Source organism: Pseudomonas chlororaphis (assembly GCA_001023535.1).
Classification (GTDB): domain Bacteria; phylum Pseudomonadota; class Gammaproteobacteria; order Pseudomonadales; family Pseudomonadaceae; genus Aquipseudomonas; species Aquipseudomonas chlororaphis_E.
Map to the genome: position 1 here is coordinate 770,419 of CP011020.1, position 17,545 is coordinate 787,963.

Genomic DNA, 17,545 nt, shown 5'->3' on the forward strand with positions numbered 1-17,545 from the left:
CGAGCAAGCTCGCTCCCACACTGGATCGAGGTGTTCACAAATCATGTGTTCACCAAAGATCCAACTGTGGGAGCGAGCTTGCTCGCGATAGGCGCGACGCGGTCTCAGGCCTGGTGAGTGACCCGCCCATCCATCAGGGTGTAACGCACCACCCCCGGCAGGCTGTGGCCCAGGAACGGGCAGTTGTCACCCTTGGAGCGCCAGGCTTCGCCGGCCACGGTGGAAGCAGCAGGGTCGAACAGCACCAGGTCGGCCGCGGCGCCCACGGCCAGTTTCCCGGCCGGCAATTGCAGGGCCTGGGCCGGGCCAGCGCTCAGGCGCGCGAGCAAGGTCGGCAGGTCGAGTAAGCCGTCTTCCACCAGGGTCATCGCCAACGGCAGCAGCAGTTCGACGCTGCTGATGCCGGGCTCGGTGGCGCCGAACGGTGCCAGCTTGGCATCACGCTCATGGGGCTGGTGGTGGCTGGAGATGGCCGAGATCACGCCGCTCTTCACCGCCTCGCGCAAGCCATCGCGGTCGGCGCGGGTGCGCAGCGGCGGCTGGACGTGATAGACGCTGTTGAAATCGATCAGCGCTTCGTCGGTCAGGATCAATTGGTACAGCGCCACGTCGGCGGTGACCGGCAAGCCCCGGGCCTGGGCCTGGGCGATCAACGCCGCGCCACGGGCGCTGGTCAACTGGCTGAAGTGCGCACGCACGCCGCTTTGCTCCACCAGCAGCAGGTCCCGGGCCAGGGCCACGGTCTCGGCGGTTTCCGGGATGCCCGGCAGGCCGAGGAAGCTGGCGGTCGGGCCTTCGTGGGCCAGGCCACCTTCGGCCAGGTCGTGATCCTGGGAATTGAAGATCACCGTCAGGCCGAAGGTCGCCGCGTATTCCAGGGCGCGGCACAGGGTGCGGGTGTTGCGGAAACTGTTCAGGCCGTTGCCGAACGCCACGCAGCCGGCGTCGCGCAGGGCGATGAGTTCGGCCAGTTGCTCGCCGTCCAGGCCTTTGCTCAGGGCGCCGATCGGGAAGACCTTGGTATTGCCGGCTTCGCGGGCGCGGTCGAGGATCAGCTCGGCCACGGCCGAGGTGTCCAGCACCGGTTTGGTCTGCGGCGGGCAGCACAGGCTGGTCACGCCACCCGCGGCGGCGGCGCGGGTTTCGCTGACGATGCTGCCTTTGCGGCTGTAGCCGGGTTCGCGCAGGGCGACGTTCAGGTCCACCAGGCCCGGGGCCGCCACCAGGCCTTGGGCGTCGAGGGTTTGCACGGCGGTGAAACCGGCGGGCGCAGCGCCCAGGGCGACGATCTTGCAGGCGTCGATGTGGATGTCGGTCACTTGATCCAGGCCGCTGGCCGGATCGATCACGCGTGCGCCGAGAATGCTGAGCTTCACTGGGCGTTCTCCTGGTCGAATTGGCGCTGGGCCGTTTGCCCGCTCATGGCCATGGACAGCACGGCCATGCGGATGGCGATGCCGTAGGTCACCTGGTTGAGGATCACCGAATGCGGCCCGTCGGCCACCGCCGACTCGATCTCCACCCCGCGGTTGATCGGGCCCGGGTGCATGACGATAGCGTCTGGCTTGGCCCCGGCCAGGCGGGCGGTGGTCAGGCCGTAGAGGCGGTAGAACTCGCCTTCGCTGGGCAGCAGGCCGCCGGTCATGCGTTCACGCTGCAGGCGCAGCATGATCACCACGTCGACATCCTTGAGGCCTTCGGTCATGTCGGTGTAGACCTTCACGCCGTACTGCTCGACGCCGATGGGCAGCAGGGTCTTCGGCGCGATCACGCGAATGTCCGGGCAACCGAGGGTCTTGAGGGCCAGCATGTTCGAGCGGGCCACCCGCGAATGCAGGATGTCGCCGACGATGGCCACCGAGAGGTTCTCGAAGCTGCCTTTGTGCCGGCGGATGGTGAGCATGTCCAGCATGCCCTGGGTCGGGTGGGCGTGGCGGCCGTCGCCGCCGTTGATGATCGCCACCTGTGGGCAGACGTGCTCGGCAATGAAATGCGCCGCGCCGGAATCACCGTGGCGCACGACGAACATATCGGCGGCCATGGCTTCGAGGTTGCGCAGGGTGTCGAGCAGGGTCTCGCCCTTGCTCGCCGAGGACGTCGACACGTTGAGGGTGATCACGTCCGCCGACAGCCGCTGGGCGGCCAGTTCGAAGGTGGTGCGGGTGCGGGTGGAATTTTCGAAGAACACGTTGCACACGGTCTTGCCGCGCAGCAACGGGACTTTCTTCACTGCCCGGGCGCCGACTTCGAGGAACGAGTCGGCGGTGTCGAGGATTTCTGTCAGCAGCTCGCGGCGCAAGCCGTCGAGGGACAGGAAGTGCCGCAGCTGGCCCTGATCGTTGAGCTGCAGCGGGCGCTTGGTTTCGAGAGGCGTCATCGCAATGGACTCTTACAAGGGCAGTTAAAGGGCAAGGTCTTGCAGTTCGAGTTGCAGCGGCGCGGGCCCGGAGAGCTTGACGCGCTCGTGGGCGGCCAGCGCCAGTGTCGCGCCGACCACGTCCGGGCGGATCGGCAGTTCGGCAGCGTTCAGGTCCAGCAGGCACACCAGGGTCACGCTGGCCGGGCGGCCGTAGTCGAACAACTCATTCATGGCCGCGCGGATGGTCCGCCCGCTCATCAGCACGTCGTCGATCAGTACCAGGTGCTGGCCTTCGATCTCGAACGGCAGCGCCGAAGGGCGGACTTGCGGATGCAGGCCGTTCTGGCTGAAGTCGTCGCGGTAGAACGACACATCCAGGGTGCCCAACGGCGATTGGCTGCCCAGTTCATCGAGCAATGCCTGGGCGACCCAGACGCCACCGGTGCGAATACCGATGTAGCGCGGTTCGCGGATGCCGCGTTGTTCCAGGTGTGCCGTGAGACGGATCGCCATCTGGCTGATCAGTTCGGCAGGATTGGGCAGGCTCATGCTGGCTCCTTCAGGTTTCCGGGCCGGTGTGAGGGGCGCGGTTCATCGCTAAAAGAAAGCGCCTTGGCGGCGCTTTATAGAAAATCAGGTTTCGAACAGGGCGGTGTTGGCATCGAGCCAACCCTGCAGCAGCAGGGCGGCGGCAATGGCGTCCACCGGGTTGTCGCGGTAACTGCCTTTCTGCCCGCCACGCTCCAGGCGCTCGCCCTTGGCTTCGAACGTGGTCAGGCGTTCGTCGTGGGTGTAGAAGGGCAGGTTGAAGCGGCCATTGAGCCGGCGGGCGAACTTTTCCGCGCGCACGCACATGTCACTGGGTGTGCCGTCCATGTTCAACGGCAGGCCGACCACCACGGCGTCGGGTTTCCATTCCTTGATCAGCGCCTCGACCTGGTTCCAGTCCGGGACGCCATTCTGCGCCTTGAGCGTGCACAGTTCGCGGGCCTGGCCGGTAATGACCTGGCCGACTGCCACGCCGATCTGTTTGGTGCCGTAATCGAAGCCCAGCAGCAAGCGCAAGGCCATCAGGCGTGTCCCGCCTGGCTGGTGAGCAGGCTGAGGTTGATCCCCAGCCGGCTGGCGGCCGCTTCCAGGCGCAGTTCACTGCTGGTGTTGAACAGGATGTCGGCGTCGAACGGGCAGGTCAGCCAGGCGTTGTCGGCCAGCTCGGCCTCCAGTTGCCCGGCTTCCCAGCCGGCGTAGCCGAGGGCGATCAGGCTTTTTTCCGGGCCGACGCCGTCGGCGATGGCGAACAGCACGTCCTGGGACGTGGACAGCGACACGCCGTTCAGGTCCACCGTGGCCTGGTAGGTCGGCCCCGACGGATGGAGCACGAAACCGCGATCGGTTTGCACCGGGCCGCCGATGAAGATCGGCACGTGCTGGCACAACAATGGCGGCTCTACATCAGGGCGCAGCTGCTCGAGGATGTCCGCCAGGTTCAGCTCCTGCGGGCGATTGATCACCAGCCCCATGGCCCCATTGGCCGTGTGCTCGACGATGTAGGTCAAGGTATGGGCAAAGTTCGGATCGGCCATGTGCGGCATGGCGATCAGGAATTGATGCTTGAGGTAGGTGGGGCTGACGTTTTTCATAGGCGCTAGTGTGGCGGCGCGGGGGCGAACTGACAAGCTGGGGATGCGTTGCAAATGCCCCTATCGGCCTCCCGGCCCCATCAATGTGGGAGCGGGCTTGCTCGCGAAGACGGTGGTCCTGCCGCAAGAAATCTGTCGGATGTACAGGCCGCTTCGCGAGCAAGCCCGCTCCCACAGGCATCAATGATGTGTCAGTTACTGGACAACCGGTCGCCCCGGGAGAATTTCCAGGTGCGGATGATCTCCAGCCGGTCGATGTCCGACAGATCCCCGGTAAACGGGGCGAACGGCGCGGCCAGGCGCACGATCCGCTGGGCCGCCTGGTCCAGCAGCGGCTGGCCGGAGGATTCCAGGACCAACACTTCATACAGCGAGCCGTCGCGGTTGATCGAGACCATCAGCCGCAGGTTGCCGTAGATCTGCTTGCGCCGCGCTTCGTCGGGGTAGTTCAGGTTGCCGATGCGCTCGACCTTCTTGCGCCATTCGTCCTTGTACCAGGCGCCCTTGTCGCGCATGGTCGAGGCCGCGCTCAGGCGGTGGATGCGTGGGCGCTTGGCATAGAGCTGCTGCTCCTGGGCCAGTTCGGCTTCCAGGCTGGCGATGTCGCTGGACAACTGGGAGCTGTCGAATGTTGGGGCGGGGGCCTTGGGCTTGGGGTCGGGCTTGACCTCTTCCTTGACCGGGGCCTTCTTGGACTTGGGCGCCACGGTGGTCACGGCGGCCTTCGGCGCGGCCTCCTGCACCTCGGGCTTGGTGGCTGGGGGCGGGCTGGTTTTCTGCACCTGATTGTCCTGGAACGGCGCGATCTCGGTGGTCTTGGGAATGGCCTTTTTTTCCAGGGTGCCGCTGCCCTGCTGGTTTTCCTGGGCGAGGAAATCGGCCTTCGCCGGCTTCGTCTCGCTCTTGAAGGTGGCCAGGGTGATTTCCAGGGTCTGGCTGATCTGCTTGGGTTCGACCGTGGCAAACCCGACGCCCAGCAACAGGGCCAGGTGGATCAGCGCCGCCAGGAACAGCGTAAAACCGAGGCGATCGGCCGGGCGCACGCCGCGATGGGCAAGCTCTTGGGGCAGGTCGGACGGGAGGGTCATAGCGGCAAAAACCAACATCGCTTTTTTTCAGGGCCCGGCATGATAGCGCAATGTTGGTTTTTAGCTGCAAGCTTCAAGCAGCGAGCGACAAGCTGCACATCGTCCGCTTCACGCTTGCCGCTTGCCGCGAATGGCTTGCAGCTGCTTCTCTATGGCATCCATCAGCAGGCCACCGATGTCGGTGCCGAAGGCGTTGTCGATCTCGCGGATGCAGGTCGGGCTGGTGACGTTGATTTCCGTCAGGTGCTCACCGATCACGTCCAGGCCCACGAACAGCAGGCCTTTCTCCCGCAGGCTCGGGCCGACCTGGGCGGCGATCCAGCGGTCCTTGTCGGTCAGCGGGCGCGCCTCGCCACGGCCACCGGCGGCCAGGTTGCCGCGGGTTTCGCCAGCCGCTGGAATCCGGGCCAGGCAATAGTCCACCGGTTCGCCGTCGATCATCAGGATGCGCTTGTCGCCGTCGACGATGGCCGGCAGGTAGCCCTGGATCATGATCTGCTGTTTGCCATGCAGGGTCAGGGTTTCCAGGATCACCGACAGGTTCGGGTGGCCGGCGGTGTGGCGGAAGATCGAGGAACCGCCCATGCCGTCCAGGGGTTTGAGGATCACGTCGCCGTGATGCTCGGCAAACTCGCGCAGCACGTCCGGGCGGCGGCTGACGAGGGTCGGCGGCGTGCACTGAGGGAACAGCGTGGCGAACAGCTTTTCGTTGCAGTCGCGCAGGCTCTGGGGTTTGTTGACCACCAGCACGCCAGCGTTCTCGGCCTGCTCCAACAGGTAGGTGGAGTAGACGAACTCCATGTCGAACGGCGGGTCCTTGCGCATCAGGATCACGTCGAGGTCGCTCAGCAGGGCATCGCTTTCGGCGCCCAGCTCGAACCATTTCTCGGGGTTGGCGAAGACTTTCAGCGGTTTCATCCGCGCCCGCGCCTGGCCCTCGGCCTGGTAGAGGTCGCGCTGCTCCATGTAGAACAACTCCCAGCCGCGCTTTTGAGCGGCCAGCAGCATGGCCAGCGAGCTATCCTTCTTATAGGAAATGCTGGCGATAGGGTCCATGACAATGCCGACGCGTACGCTCATGGCTTGGTTCCTCGAAAATATGATGGGCACAAATGGCGTGAAAAAGTGGCGTCAGAGTGGCGCCCCCAAGTTTGGCGGTCAAGGAAAAACCGCCGCGCCGAGCGGCCGATAGATCGGCGATGGAGACTGTGCTAAAAAGGCTGCCATGTGACGCGCGGGCCTTGAACATCAAGGGTTTGCGCCGTCGACCACCCTGGCGCGTTAAAAACCGGTTCGCAGTGGCAATGGCAGAGCAATTTACGCAGCAGCAACCCAGTGCCTTGAAGGTGATGGTCATCGACGACTCGAAGACCATCCGCCGCACCGCCGAAACCTTGCTGCGCAACGTCGGCTGCGAGGTGATCACGGCCATCGACGGCTTCGATGCCCTGGCCAAGATCGCCGATCATCATCCGGGCATCATCTTTGTCGACATCATGATGCCGCGCCTGGACGGCTACCAGACCTGCGCCCTGATCAAGAACAACAGCGCGTTCAAGGCCACGCCGGTGATCATGCTGTCGTCCCGTGACGGCTTGTTCGACAAGGCCAAGGGGCGCATCGTCGGCTCCGATCAGTTTTTGACCAAACCGTTCAGCAAGGAAGAACTGCTGGGTGCGATACAGGCCCATGTCCCGGGCTTTGCCGCTGTCCAGCCGCACCAGGCACATTAATGACACTCGGCCAACGGGCCTGGGGTCGACAAAAATGGGGAACACCATGGCACGTATTCTGATCGTCGATGATTCGCCGACCGAAATGTACAAATTGACCGGCATGCTGGAAAAGCACGGCCACCAGGTCCTGAAGGCCGAAAACGGCGCCGATGGCGTGGCCCTGGCGCGCCAGGAAAAACCCGACGCCGTGCTGATGGACATCGTCATGCCCGGCCTCAACGGTTTCCAGGCCACCCGCCAGTTGACCAAGGATCCTGACACCGGGCACATCCCGGTGATCATCATCACCACCAAGGACCAGGACACCGACAAGGTCTGGGGCACGCGCCAGGGCGCGAAGGACTACCTGACCAAACCGGTGGACGAAGAAACCCTGATCGCGACCCTGAACAAAGTGCTGGCGGATTGACGACGCGGCCATGAGCCAGAACCTGACGGCATTCGAACTGCTGCTGCAGATCGACCGGCGCTGCCGGCTGCTGGGGGCCGACCTGCCTTCCCAGCCGACCCACCGCGACAGTTGGAGCGGCATCGGTTTTCGCCTGGGCGAGCATTGGTACGTGGCCCCCATGGGGGAGGTCAGTGAAGTGCTGCATGAACCGCGCTGCACACAGTTGCCCGGGGTCAAGCCCTGGGTGCGCGGTGTGGCTAACCTGCGCGGGCGGTTGCTGCCATTGATGGACCTGTGCGGGTTCTTCGGCCATGAACTGTCGCCCGTGCGCAAGCAGCGGCGCGTGCTGGTGGTGGATCACGACGAAGTGTTCACCGGCTTGCTGGTGGATGAGGTCCTCGGGTTGCAGCATTTTCCCCAGGGCAGCCTGGAGCCGACGCTGGTGGACGAGCTCGACGGCCCGGAGTCGGTGTTCGTCAAAGGGCAGTTTCCCGGCGAGCCGCCGTGGCAGGTGTTCAGCCCGTTTGCGTTGACGCGCTCGCCAGGGTTCATGGATGTGGCGATTTGACGGGATACAGCGCCGGTCCCTTGTGGGAGCGAGCTTGCTCGCGATTGCGGTGGGTCAGCTAAATCAAGGCTGGCTGATCCAATGCTATCGCGAGCAAGCTCGCTCCCACATGGGGTACCACAGTGAGTGAGTTGGATGATGCAGTACAGGCGAGAACCGATGATCAAAGCAAAAGCAGGCAAGCCACTGGAAGCGTCGCGCAGTCGTTCGCAGATCATCGTGCTGTTCGTCGCGCTGATTGTCTTCATCATGTTGCTGTTCGCCAACTTCGCCTACCTCAACACCCAGTCCACCTACGACAAGCAGTACATCGGTCACGCCGGTGAGTTGCGGGTGCTGTCCCAGCGCATTGCCAAGAACGCCACCGAGGCCGCTGCCGGCAAGCCGGCCGCGTTCAAGTTGCTGAGCGATGCGCGCAATGACTTTGCCCAGCGCTGGGGCTACCTGAAACAGGGGGACCCGGTGACCGGGCTGCCGCCCGCGCCCGCCGCCCTGCGCCCGCAGATGCGCGCCGTGCAGCTGGACTGGGAACGCCTGCTGAAAAACGCCGACGCCATTCTGTCCAGCGAGCAGACGGTCCTGTCGTTGCATCAAGTGGCGGCGACGTTGGCCGAGACCGTGCCGCAACTGCAGGTCGAGTACGAAAAAGTCGTCGAGATCCTGCTGCAACGCGGTGCGCCCGCGGCCCAGGTGGCCATGGCCCAGCGCCAGTCGCTGCTGGCCGAGCGGATTCTCGGCGCGGTCAACACCGTGCTGGCGGGGGATGAAAACGCCAGCCAGGCCGCCGACACCTTCGGCCGCGACGCCGCGCGTTTCGGTCAGGTACTCAACGGCATGTTGCAGGGTGACCCGGCCTTGAAGATTTCCCAGGTCCAGGACCGCGATGCCCGGGCCCGTTTGAGCGAAATCAGCGAACTGTTCGAGTTCGTCTCGGGCTCGGTGGATGAAATCCTCGAAACGTCGCCGGAGCTGTTCAAGGTCCGTGAGTCGGCCGGCAATATCTTCAGCCTGTCGCAAACCCTGCTCGACGAAGCGTCGCACCTGGCCACGGCGTTCGAGAACCTGGCCGGCGGGCGCGCGGCCAACGCCATCGGCGGGTATGTGCTGGGCCTGCTGGCGCTGACGTCGATCATCCTGATCGGCCTGGTAATGGTTCGGGAAACCAACCGCCAATTGCGCGAGACCGCGGAAAAGAACGAGCGCAACCAGAACGCGATCATGCGTCTGCTGGACGAGATCGAAGACCTGGCCGACGGCGACCTGACGGTGACCGCCTCGGTGACCGAGGACTTCACCGGCACCATCGCCGACTCCATCAACTATTCGGTGGATCAACTGCGCGACCTGGTGGCGACCATCAACCTCACCGCCGGCCAGGTTGCCGCCGCCGTGCAGGAAACCCAGGCCACGGCGATGCACCTGGCCCAGGCGTCCGAGCACCAGGCCCAGCAGATCTCCGAGGCGTCGACTTCCATCAATGAGATGGCCCAGTCCATCGACCAGGTTTCGGCCAACGCCGCCGAGTCGTCGGCGGTGGCCGAGCGCTCGGTGGAAATCGCCAACAAGGGCAACGAGGTGGTGCACAACACCATCCACGGCATGGACAACATTCGCGAACAGATTCAGGACACCGCCAAGCGCATCAAGCGCCTGGGCGAATCGTCCCAGGAGATTGGCGACATTGTCAGCCTGATCGACGACATCGCCGACCAGACCAACATCCTGGCCCTCAACGCCGCCATCCAGGCCTCCATGGCCGGCGACGCCGGGCGCGGCTTCGCGGTGGTGGCCGATGAAGTGCAGCGCCTGGCGGAGCGTTCGTCGGCGGCGACCCGGCAGATCGAGACACTGGTGCGAGCGATCCAGGCCGACACCAATGAAGCGGTGATCTCCATGGAGCAGACCACCACCGAAGTGGTGCGCGGGGCCCGGTTGGCCCAGGATGCCGGCGTCGCGCTGGAGGAGATCGAAGGCGTGTCCAAGACCCTGGCGGCGCTGATCCAGAGCATTTCCAACGCGGCGCAGCAACAGACCACGTCGGCGGGGCAGATTTCCCTGACCATGAACGTGATCCAGCAGATCACCACGCAAACCTCGTCGGGCTCCACCGCCACCGCCGAGAGCATCGGCAACCTGGCGAAAATGGCCAGCCAACTGCGGCGGTCGGTGTCCGGGTTCACCTTGCCGGCGGCTGCGGGTGAGGACAAGGGGTGACCAGCGGGATTCGTCTGATGATGAGGCGCTTTTGTGGCGAGGGGATTTATCCCCGCTGGGGCGCGAAGCGGCCCCATTCAAACTGTCTGACGAGCTGACATCTTGCTGCCGGGTTTTTGGGGGCTGCTGCGCAGCCCAGCGGGGATAAATCCCCTCGCCACAGGGTTGATTCGTACCCTTGGCATGTCACTGTTGATTTGGAGTGGTTATGGCTGATCGGCGCGACTATGTGGCCCTGGAGTGGGTCAAGGGCGAGATTGCCGAAACGCTGAAGCAGGCCCACCAGGCCCTCAATCGCCTGGTGGACGACCCGCAGGCGTTGGATGCCCTCGCGCAGTGCCTGGCCGGTATCCATCAGGTGCACGGTGGCTTGCAGATGGTCGAATTCTACGGCGCCGCGCTGCTGGCCGAAGAGATGGAACAGTTGTGCCTGGCCCTGAAGGACAACCGCATCAGCCATCGCGAAGAGGCCATCAGCCTGTTGAGCCAGGCCCTGGGCCAGTTGCCGATCTACCTGGACCGTGTCCAGGGCGCCCGCCGCGATTTACCGCTGGTGGTGCTGCCGTTGATCAACGACTTGCGCAGCGCCCGGGGCGAAAGTCTGTTGTCGGAGACCAGCCTGTTCAGCCCCGAGCTGCCGCAACTGCCGCCGCTGAGCGACGAAGCGTTGCGGCGACTCGAACCGCCGGACCTACCGAACACCCTGCGCAAGCTGCGCCAGACCCTGCAAATGGCTCTCGTCGGGCTGTTGCGCGAACAAGACGATGCCACCCACCTCGGCTACCTGGCCAAGGTCTTCCATCGCCTGGAAGGGCTGTGCGCCGGGGCGCCGCTCAATGCCTTGTGGCAGGTGGCCTCGGCGCTGGTCGAAGGCATGCGCGAGGGGCGCATCGCCAACAGCCCGGCGTTGCGCAGCCTGTTCAAGGAAGCCGACAAGGAACTCAGGCGCCTGCTCGAACACGGCATGGGTGGCATCAATCAACCGGCACCGGCCCACCTGCTCAAGAGCTTGTTGTTCTATATTGCCAAGGCCGAACACCCCAGCGGGCAGATGCTGATCATGAAAGAACGCTACTCACTGGACGACGCGCTGCCCGACAGCGCCATGGTCGACGAAGAACGCGCGCGCCTCGCCGGGCCCGACCGCGATGCCTTGCGCTCGGTGCTTGCCGCGCTCTGTGAAGAACTGGTGCGGGTCAAGGAGCGCCTCGACCTGTTCGTGCGCAGCGATCGCCAGCACGCCTCGGAACTGGACAGCCTGCTGGCGCCGCTGCGACAGATCGCCGATACCCTGGCGGTGCTGGGCTTCGGCCAGCCGCGCAAGGTCATCATCGATCAACTGGCAGTGGTGCTGAGCCTCGCCCAGGGCCAGCGCGAGCCAGATGACGCGACCCTGATGGACGTCGCCGGTGCCTTGCTCTACGTCGAAGCCACCCTGGCCGGCATGGTCGGCACCGTCGAACCGCAGAGCCGCGAAGACACGCACCTGCCCACCACCGATCTGACTCAGATCCACCAGATTGTCATCAAGGAAGCGCACACCTGCCTGCAACAGGCCAAGGACATGATCGTCGACTACATCGACGCCGACTGGAACCGCGAGCAGTTGCAGCCCTTGCCGGCCCTGCTGACCCAGGTGCGCGGTGCGCTGGCGATGATCCCCCTGAGCCGCGCGGCCGGCCTGGTGGAGGCGTGCAACGGGTTCATCCGCGAACACCTGTTGTTCGACCAGGCCCAGCCGGGCTGGGAAGCCCTCGACCATCTGGCCGATGTGATCAGCGGCCTCGAATACTACCTGGAGCGCTTGAGCGAAGACCCACAGACCCCTGGCGAGTCTTTGCTCGACGGGGTCGAGCGGAGCCTGGCCGCGCTCGGCTATTTCCCGGACGAAGCGCGGGTGCCGTTGCTGGAGGATGTGCTGGGGCCCAACGAAGCCCAGCTGATGCAGGACTTGCAAGAACTGGACGACCCGCTGACGGTGCAATCGCTGGCGCAAGTGCTGGCCAGCCCGGTCTCGACGGTCAACCCGCCGGCCCGCAGCACACCGGGCAGCCTGCTGCCGCCGCCGCGGGACGAACATCCGGTGGACGATGAATTGCGCGAGGTCTTTCTCGAGGAGACCGATGAGGTGCTGGACGTCCTGCGCGAATACCTGCCGCGCTGGAACGTCCACCCCGATGACCAGGGTGCCCTGAGTGAATTGCGCCGGGCCTTCCACACCCTCAAGGGCAGCGGCCGGATGGTGCGGGCGCTGGTGCTGGGGGAACTGGCCTGGGCGGTGGAAAACCTGCTCAACCGGGTGCTGGAGCGCAGTGTCGAGCCGACGGCTTCGGTGCGCCAACTGATCGAGGACACCGTGCAGTTGCTGCCGGCCCTGGTGACCGAGTTCGCCGCCCACCAGCAACGGCAGCGCGATGACGTCGATCGCCTGGCCGCCCGCGCCCATGCCCTCGCCAAGGGCGATGACGAGGCCGATGAAGATGTGCAGGACGTGGCCGCCCTCGACCCGTTGCTGCTGAAGATCTTCGACAATGAAGCCCAGGGCCACCTCGCCAGCCTCAATCGGTTTCTCGACCAGGCCACCGACCACTTGCCGTTGCAGGCCAGCGATGAACTGCAACGGGCCTTGCACACCCTCAAGGGCAGTGCCTCCATGGCCGGCGTGCTGCCGATTGCCGAGCTGACTGGCGCACTGGATGAACTGGCCCGGGAATACAAGGCCCACCTGATTGCCCTCGACCTGGATGAGGTCGAACTGTTGCTGGAGGCCGAAGGGTTGCTGCGCCGCAGCCTGCGCCAGTTGCACAGCGAGCCGCTGGCACCGATTCCCGGTGCCGAGGACCTGATCCAGCGAGCCCAATCGTTGTTGGCCGAACGCCTGCAAACAGCCCTCGACGCCCCGGACAAGGGACTGCGTGCCAAGCGCGATCCCCAACTGATCAACAACTTCCTCGCCCAGGGCATGGACATCCTGCTCGACGCCGAAAGCCTGCTGCAGCGCTGGCAGCAGCATCCGGGCGAAGGCCAGGAACTGAGTGCGTTGCTGGATGAGCTGACCACCCTCGGCGAAGGCGCACACCTGGCCGACCTGCACCCGGTCGATGAGCTTTGCGAAGCGTTGCTCGACCTCTACGGCGCGGTGGAAGAGAGCAGCCTGGTGGTCAGCGACATGTTTTTCCAGGAAGCCCAGCGCGCCCATGAGGCACTGATCGACATGCTCGATGAACTGGCGGCCGGGCAGTCGGTGCATCCACAACCCGAACGGGTCCAGGCCTTGCGCAGGTTGCTGGAAGACGGCCTCGACCCGGCGGCCACCGGCCTGATCCGCAGCGACGGCAGTCGGACCCTGAGCATCCACGAACTGGGTCAGGCCACCGCCGAGCTGGAACGCGACGCCCCCACCGACGCGGCGGTGGACGACGACATCGCGGCGATCTTCCTCGAGGAAGCCCAGGACATTCTCGAGAGCGCCGCCCAGGCCTTGCAGCGCTGGTTGGCCGACCCGGACAACGGTGCGCCGCTGTCTTCGTTGCAACGGGACCTGCACACGCTCAAGGGCGGGGCACGGATGGCCGATATCCGGCCGGTAAGCGACCTGGCCCAGGAACTGGAAAACCTCTACGAAGGCCTGGTGGACCGTCGCTACAGCCACAGCGAGGCACTGGAGCAACTGCTCGAACGCAGCCACGAACGCCTCGACCTGCTGCTTGGGCAATTGCAACAGGGCCAGCCGCTGGGCGATCCCGTTGCGCTGATCGATGCCATCCGCCGCTTCCGCCAGGACAAGCCGAACGCCATCGACACCGCCGGGGCAGGCCAGGGTGATGCAGCCGGCCAGGACCCTGAGTTGCTGGAGATCTTCCTCGAAGAAGGCTTCGACATTCTCGACAGCTCCGGCGCGGCGTTGCTGCGCTGGCAGGCCGAGCCGTCGAATCGCCAGGCCGTGGAAACCCTGTTGCGGGACCTGCACACCCTCAAGGGCGGCGCGCGGATGGTGGAGATCGTGCCCATCGGCGACCTGGCCCATGAGTTGGAGAACCTTTACGAAGGCTTGTCGGCCGGTCTGCTCCAGCCCAGTCCGAGCCTGTTCACCCTGCTGCAAAGCAGTCACGACCGACTGGCGCAGATGCTCGATGCCGTACGCGCCGGGCACCCGTGCCCGCCGGGCGACCGGCTGATCGCACAGATCCAGGCGGTGAGTCACGCGCAGGACGCTCCGGCAAGTCAGGCGACGCCCGTGGCACAGCCGCTTCCGGCGCCGGTCGCGGCCCCGGTCACTGCCGCCACGCCGGCACCCGCCAGGCCCGAGCCGAGCGCACCCAGCGACGGCGCGGACATGGTCAAGGTCTCCGCCGAACTGCTCGACGACCTGGTCAACCTGGCCGGTGAAGCGTCGATCTTCCGAGGCCGCATCGAACAGCAAGTCAACGACGCCCGGGTGGCGTTGAGCGAAATGGAAACCACCATCGAGCGCATGCGTGATCAGTTGCGCCGACTGGACACCGAGACCCAGGGGAGGATTCTCAGTCGCCAGCAGGTCGAGGCCGAGCGCCTGGGCTACGAGGAGTTCGACCCGCTGGAAATGGATCGGCATTCCCAATTGCAGCAATTGTCCCGGGCGTTGTTCGAATCCGCCTCGGATCTGCTCGACCTCAAGGAAACCCTCGACCGCGGCAATCACGACGCCGAAAGCCTGTTGCAACAGCAAGGACGGATCAGCACCGAGCTCCAGGAAAGCCTGATGCGCACGCGCATGGTGCCCTTCGAGCGCATGTTGCCGCGCCTCAAGCGCATCGTCCGGCAAGTGGCTCAGGAACTGGGCAAGGAGGTCGAGTTCGTGGTCGACAATGCCGAGGGCGAAATGGACCGCAACGTGCTGGAGCGCATGGCCGCGCCCCTGGAGCACATGCTGCGCAACGCCGTCGACCACGGCCTGGAACCGGCCGACGTGCGTCTCGCCGCCGGCAAGCCGACCCGCGGACGCATCAGCCTCGACTTGTCGCGGGAGGGCGGCGACATCATTTTCGACATCCGCGACGACGGTGCCGGCGTGCCGTTGGAGGCGGTGCGGCGCAAGGCGATCAAGCGCGGCCTGCTGGCTCCCGACAGCGACATCAGTGACCGCGACGTGTTGCAGTTCATCCTGCAGCCGGGGTTTTCCACCGCCGAGAAGATCACCCAGATCTCCGGGCGCGGCGTCGGCATGGACGTGGTCCACGAAGAGGTGCGGCAACTGGGCGGTAGCATGATCATCGACTCGACGCCAGGGCAGGGGGTGCATTTCCGCATCCGCCTGCCGTTCACTCTGGCGATCAACCGGGCGTTGATGGTGCAGTGTCACGAAGACCAGTACGCGATCCCGCTCAATACCATCGAAAGCATCGTGCGGGTCTTGCCTGCCGAGCTGGATGGCTATTACCAGCTCGATCCGCCGACCTATACCTACGCCGGGCAGCGTTACGAACTGTGCTACCTGGGCGAGCTGCTCAAGACCACGGCGCGGCCGAAACTGCTGGGCCAGAGCCAACCGTTGCCGCTGCTGCTGATGCAGTGCAACGAGCGCCATATCGCGGTGCAGGTGGACACCACCGCCGGCACCCGCGAGATCGTGGTCAAGAGCCTTGGCGCGCAGTTCGCGGCGGTGCAGGGTGTGTCCGGGGCGACGATCCTGGGGGATGGCCGGGTGGTGTTGATCCTCGACCTGCTGGCGCCGATCCGCGCCTTGCCTCACCAGGTGCCACGCCGACCGCTGCCGGCCGAAAGCGAGGGCGAGCCGCAACGGCCGCTGCTGGTGCTGGTCGTGGACGACTCGGTGACGGTGCGTAAGGTCACCAGCCGCCTGCTGGAGCGCCATGGCATGCATGTCCTGACCGCCAAGGACGGGGTGGACGCGATGGCGCTGCTGGCCGAGCATTCGCCGGACCTGATGCTGCTGGACATCGAGATGCCGCGCATGGATGGCTTCGAAGTGGCCACCCTGGTGCGCAACGACCCGCGCCTGGCACATTTGCCGATCATCATGATCACCTCGCGCACCGGCCAGAAACACCGCGACCGCGCCATGGCGATTGGCGTCAACGACTACCTGGGCAAGCCGTACCAGGAATCGGTGCTGCTCGACAGCATCGCGCACTGGAGCAAGCCCCATGCATGACCTGCACCCCCACCAGCGCACCAGCCACCTCACCGGGTTGCTGTTGCCTCTGGCGGACCGCCACCTGATCCTGCCCAACGTCGCGGTGGCCGAGTTGATCGACTACCAGGGCAGCACGTTCGATCTGGACACGCCGCCGTGGTTCCTGGGCTGGGCCAGCTGGCGCGAACGGCAGATCCCGCTGCTGAGCTTCGAATCGGCGTGCGGCCAGAAAACCGTGATCGGCGAGCGAGTGCGCATCGTCGTGCTCAACGCCCTGGGCGGCCGCCCGGAGCTGCGCTTCATGGCACTGTTGGTGCAAGGCATCCCCCGTTCCTGCAAGCTCGACGCTCAACTGAGCTACGTCGATGTACCGCTGTGCGGGCTGGAACAGGCGGCGGTGCAAGTGGGCGAGCACGTGGCAAAAGTACCGGACCTGCTGGCATTGGAAGAACTGGTCATCGCCGCCGGCCTGGCTGAACGCCAGATACCTTGATTCATACCCAGCGTCGCTGTGTACGAGTAGGCTCGCTCCCATAAAGGCCAGTGCCCGGCTCTTGTGGCGAGGGAGCTTGCTCCCGCTGGGCTGCAAAGCGGCCCCAAAAAGCGTCAAGGTCTTTCGGTTACCCTGATATTGTCAAACTCGATCGCCCACTGCGGCGGGTTGATCGTGCCCCCTCCGCGCCACAAGCCGATCCAGATTTCCTTCGCTCCGCTGAAAAGAGGTGCACCCCCTACTGCTGAATCCAGCCAGCGGTTTAGAGGGGTATCGCTATCTACAGATGTGCTGAACCTGGAGGTTGGAAAACTGGGTGAGGTGACCCCAATCAAGAAATGTTGACCGGGTTCTGGTGCTTTTTTGATCCGGTACTGAAACCGTACCTGAATAATCTTTTGGCTAGGTACGGCCATGTAGGCTTTTCTGAGCGCGGGTTCGAAGCGTTCGACGGATCCCATGTCTACCAGCCCAGCCCAGTAGATGTTTGAATCCTTGTCCTTTACCAGCATCCCATGTCCTGGCGTCGCTCCGGATCCCGTCTCCCATCCATTCCAGTTTTTGTCATCGAACGATGTGTAATCTTCAAAAGCCATGTTGTTTCTCCTCATTAAAATGAGCAGGTCACTGCCAAGCTCATTCAGTACTGAGAAACAGCAGTTGGATACTGTCAGCATTGACAGGTCGAGACGCTTATTCGATAGACGGTCACCCGCTGTCTGTGGGAACTGGCCTGCTCCCACAGAGCCCGGCGCCGAGTCTCAATCCAAGCAGCCCGCCATCCCTCACTGTGGGAGCAGGCTTGCTCGCGAAAGCGGCGTGCCTGAAACAGCCTTCCACAAGGGGGGTGCTCGATCATTACGCCAAGCGTAACGATCCACCATCGAGCTTGATTGATGCCCTGACACCATCGCTCCTAA

Annotated in this window: 14 protein-coding genes; 6 read left to right on the forward strand and 8 right to left on the reverse strand. The window is 64.6% G+C overall.

Annotated elements, in window-relative coordinates:
- Positions 1 to 104: 104 nt before the first annotated feature.
- From VM99_03350 to VM99_03380, 7 genes are all read right to left on the reverse strand, one after another.
- Positions 105 to 1,376: a dihydroorotase gene (locus VM99_03350; protein AKJ97130.1), complete on the reverse strand. Its 1,272-nt coding sequence runs from the start codon at positions 1,374 to 1,376 to the stop codon at positions 105 to 107.
- Positions 1,373 to 2,377, reverse strand: coding sequence for an aspartate carbamoyltransferase catalytic subunit (gene pyrB, locus VM99_03355; protein AKJ97131.1), 1,005 nt, complete (start codon positions 2,375 to 2,377; stop codon positions 1,373 to 1,375). The genes VM99_03350 and pyrB overlap by 4 nt, the downstream gene beginning before the upstream one ends.
- A gap of 24 nt (positions 2,378 to 2,401) precedes the next feature.
- A complete protein-coding gene (locus VM99_03360) occupies positions 2,402 to 2,908 on the reverse strand; it encodes a uracil phosphoribosyltransferase (protein AKJ97132.1) in 507 nt (168 codons plus the stop codon).
- An 84-nt stretch (positions 2,909 to 2,992) separates the two neighbouring features.
- Positions 2,993 to 3,430, reverse strand: a complete 438-nt coding sequence (locus tag VM99_03365; GenBank protein ID AKJ97133.1) for a Holliday junction resolvase — start codon at positions 3,428 to 3,430, stop codon at positions 2,993 to 2,995.
- Entirely contained in the window at positions 3,430 to 3,999 is a 570-nt protein-coding gene (locus tag VM99_03370) for a hypothetical protein (GenBank protein AKJ97134.1), read from the reverse strand. The genes VM99_03365 and VM99_03370 overlap by 1 nt, the downstream gene beginning before the upstream one ends.
- Positions 4,000 to 4,190: 191 nt before the next feature.
- A complete protein-coding gene (locus tag VM99_03375; GenBank protein AKK01686.1) occupies positions 4,191 to 5,087 on the reverse strand; it encodes an energy transducer TonB in 897 nt (298 codons plus the stop codon).
- Positions 5,088 to 5,195: 108 nt separating this feature from the next.
- Positions 5,196 to 6,167 carry a glutathione synthetase gene (locus VM99_03380; GenBank protein AKJ97135.1) on the reverse strand — a complete coding sequence of 324 codons (972 nt, stop codon included), beginning with the start codon at positions 6,165 to 6,167 and terminating at the stop codon, positions 5,196 to 5,198.
- Positions 6,168 to 6,391: 224 nt separating this feature from the next.
- Here VM99_03380 and VM99_03385 point away from each other — a divergent pair, with 224 nt between their 5' ends.
- The 6 genes from VM99_03385 to VM99_03410 all read left to right on the forward strand — a co-directional run bounded on the left by VM99_03385 (position 6,392) and on the right by VM99_03410 (position 16,625).
- On the forward strand, positions 6,392 to 6,820 hold the full coding sequence (locus VM99_03385; GenBank protein ID AKJ97136.1) for a pilus assembly protein PilG: 429 nt from the start codon (positions 6,392 to 6,394) through the stop codon (positions 6,818 to 6,820).
- A 46-nt stretch (positions 6,821 to 6,866) separates the two neighbouring features.
- A complete protein-coding gene (locus tag VM99_03390) occupies positions 6,867 to 7,232 on the forward strand; it encodes a chemotaxis protein CheY (GenBank protein AKK01687.1) in 366 nt (121 codons plus the stop codon).
- 10 nt (positions 7,233 to 7,242) lie between these two features.
- Positions 7,243 to 7,782: a protein PilI gene (locus tag VM99_03395; protein ID AKJ97137.1), complete on the forward strand. Its 540-nt coding sequence runs from the start codon at positions 7,243 to 7,245 to the stop codon at positions 7,780 to 7,782.
- 159 nt (positions 7,783 to 7,941) lie between these two features.
- On the forward strand, positions 7,942 to 9,996 hold the full coding sequence (locus VM99_03400; protein AKJ97138.1) for a chemotaxis protein: 2,055 nt from the start codon (positions 7,942 to 7,944) through the stop codon (positions 9,994 to 9,996).
- Positions 9,997 to 10,204: 208 nt separating this feature from the next.
- The gene (locus VM99_03405) at positions 10,205 to 16,150 is read left to right on the forward strand and encodes a histidine kinase (protein ID AKJ97139.1); all 5,946 of its coding nucleotides are present in this window, start codon (positions 10,205 to 10,207) and stop codon (positions 16,148 to 16,150) included.
- The gene (locus VM99_03410) at positions 16,143 to 16,625 is read left to right on the forward strand and encodes a chemotaxis protein (GenBank protein AKJ97140.1); all 483 of its coding nucleotides are present in this window, start codon (positions 16,143 to 16,145) and stop codon (positions 16,623 to 16,625) included. The genes VM99_03405 and VM99_03410 overlap by 8 nt, the downstream gene beginning before the upstream one ends.
- 113 nt (positions 16,626 to 16,738) lie before the next feature.
- On the opposite strand, the gene VM99_03415 is transcribed toward VM99_03410, so the two are convergent.
- On the reverse strand, positions 16,739 to 17,221 hold the full coding sequence (locus tag VM99_03415) for a hypothetical protein (GenBank protein AKJ97141.1): 483 nt from the start codon (positions 17,219 to 17,221) through the stop codon (positions 16,739 to 16,741).
- Positions 17,222 to 17,545 lie beyond the last annotated feature (324 nt).

What these genes read in the sequence shown, in the direction of transcription:
- pyrB (AKJ97131.1), bottom strand. Translation starts at nt 2,377, where the DNA reads ATGACGCCTCTCGAAACCAAGCGCCCGCTGCAGCTCAACGATCAGGGC.
- VM99_03360 (AKJ97132.1), bottom strand. Translation starts at nt 2,908, where the DNA reads ATGAGCCTGCCCAATCCTGCCGAACTGATCAGCCAGATGGCGATCCGT.
- VM99_03365 (AKJ97133.1), bottom strand. Translation starts at nt 3,430, where the DNA reads ATGGCCTTGCGCTTGCTGCTGGGCTTCGATTACGGCACCAAACAGATC.
- VM99_03370 (AKJ97134.1), bottom strand. Translation starts at nt 3,999, where the DNA reads ATGAAAAACGTCAGCCCCACCTACCTCAAGCATCAATTCCTGATCGCC.
- VM99_03375 (AKK01686.1), bottom strand. Translation starts at nt 5,087, where the DNA reads ATGACCCTCCCGTCCGACCTGCCCCAAGAGCTTGCCCATCGCGGCGTG.
- VM99_03380 (AKJ97135.1), bottom strand. Translation starts at nt 6,167, where the DNA reads ATGAGCGTACGCGTCGGCATTGTCATGGACCCTATCGCCAGCATTTCC.
- VM99_03385 (AKJ97136.1), top strand. Translation starts at nt 6,392, where the DNA reads ATGGCAGAGCAATTTACGCAGCAGCAACCCAGTGCCTTGAAGGTGATG.
- VM99_03390 (AKK01687.1), top strand. Translation starts at nt 6,867, where the DNA reads ATGGCACGTATTCTGATCGTCGATGATTCGCCGACCGAAATGTACAAA.
- VM99_03395 (AKJ97137.1), top strand. Translation starts at nt 7,243, where the DNA reads ATGAGCCAGAACCTGACGGCATTCGAACTGCTGCTGCAGATCGACCGG.
- VM99_03400 (AKJ97138.1), top strand. Translation starts at nt 7,942, where the DNA reads ATGATCAAAGCAAAAGCAGGCAAGCCACTGGAAGCGTCGCGCAGTCGT.
- VM99_03405 (AKJ97139.1), top strand. Translation starts at nt 10,205, where the DNA reads ATGGCTGATCGGCGCGACTATGTGGCCCTGGAGTGGGTCAAGGGCGAG.
- VM99_03410 (AKJ97140.1), top strand. Translation starts at nt 16,143, where the DNA reads ATGCATGACCTGCACCCCCACCAGCGCACCAGCCACCTCACCGGGTTG.
- VM99_03415 (AKJ97141.1), bottom strand. Translation starts at nt 17,221, where the DNA reads ATGGCTTTTGAAGATTACACATCGTTCGATGACAAAAACTGGAATGGA.